This is a genomic window from Citrobacter sp. TBCS-14, from assembly GCF_005280805.1.
In the GTDB taxonomy this organism is placed as follows: Bacteria; Pseudomonadota; Gammaproteobacteria; order Enterobacterales; family Enterobacteriaceae; genus Citrobacter; species Citrobacter gillenii.
This window is the reverse complement of the sequence record NZ_SZWM01001099.1, coordinates 1-534: the sequence shown is the minus strand read 5'-3', so window position 1 is coordinate 534 and position 534 is coordinate 1. Positions and strand designations below refer to the sequence as shown.

Annotated in this window: 1 pseudogene; it reads right to left on the bottom strand. The window is 60.6% G+C overall.

What is annotated here, in order from left to right:
* A pseudogene (locus FDX22_RS24175) lies at positions 1 to 534 on the bottom strand (hypothetical protein); the annotation flags it as partial.

Sequence of the window (534 nt, the reverse complement as noted above, 5' to 3'; positions counted from 1 at the left end):
ACACTGCCAGCGGATGACGCAGCAGCGACTTCGGTGACATCACCACCAGCGGACGACGCATCCCACGCAGCGCCTGACGACGCAGCATGTGGTAGACCTGTGCCGGGGTAGACGGGACGCAAACCTGCATGTTTTGCTCAGCGCAAAGTTGCAGATAACGTTCCAGACGCGCGGAGGAGTGCTCCGGACCCTGACCTTCATAGCCGTGCGGCAGCAGCATCACCAGACCACACATGCGGCCCCATTTCTGCTCGCCAGAGGAGATGAACTGGTCGATAACCACCTGTGCGCCGTTGGCGAAGTCGCCAAACTGTGCTNCCGGAAGAGATGAACTGGTCGATAACCACCTGCGCACCGTTGGCAAAGTCGCCGAACTGCGCTTCCCAGATGGTCAGCGTGCGTGGCTCTGCCGTGGCATAACCATACTCGAACGCCAGTACCGCTTCTTCAGACAGCACGGAGTCCCATACGCGGAACGTGCCCTGGCCGTTATGCACATGCTGCAGCGGCGTGTAGGTTGAACCGTTCGCCTGG